This is a genomic window from Streptomyces tendae, assembly GCF_014650435.1.
Taxonomy (GTDB): Bacteria; Actinomycetota; Actinomycetes; order Streptomycetales; family Streptomycetaceae; genus Streptomyces; species Streptomyces tendae.
The window spans coordinates 1-559 of record NZ_BMUY01000113.1; the positions used below are offsets into that span (position 1 = coordinate 1).

Here is a 559-nt window from a genome sequence, read left to right on the forward strand (position 1 = left end):
GGCTGGAGGCCCTGGCCGACGAACTCGCCGAGGGGGTCGACGCGGACGCGGCACCCTGGACGCGGGCGCGCCAACTGGGCGAGGTGATCAGCCGGTCGCTCGCGGAGCGCACGGTGCTCTGCGATCTGTTCGGCGTACAGGGAGGCGTCCTCGAGCGCAACGTCTCGGTCGAGGTCGTCAAGCGGCACAAGCGGGCCTCCCTCGCGAGGCTCGCGACCATGTCCGAGCTGCTGCGCCGCCATGTGCCCGAGATCGGCGACGCCGCGGAGCGGTTCTGCCTGATGACCCTGGCCACGGCGGGCGCGCTGGGGACGTACGTCCCGCCGCCGCCCGGTGTCCTCGCCGCCTACGCGGAGGAGCCCGAGCTGGGTGTGCTTCACATGGAGCTGCCGGACGCCCTGCGGCTGACCGTCACCTCGCTGCTGCTGGGCGTACTCCCGCGCAGCTGAACAACACCCGTGGCGGCGAACGGAGTTCGTCCATCCCAGTCCACCGCCACAGGTCAAGGTGCGCTACGCGACTGCCGTCCCTTCGAGTTCCACCATCTGACCGGGGACGG

The 559-nt window shown here is 71.6% G+C and carries 1 protein-coding gene; it reads left to right on the plus strand.

Going from position 1 to position 559, the window contains the following annotated elements:
• On the plus strand, positions 1-449 hold a 449-nt coding region (locus IE258_RS40890; RefSeq protein ID WP_189750852.1), incomplete at its 5' end, for a TetR/AcrR family transcriptional regulator.
• Between the last annotated feature and the right edge of the window lie 110 nt (positions 450-559).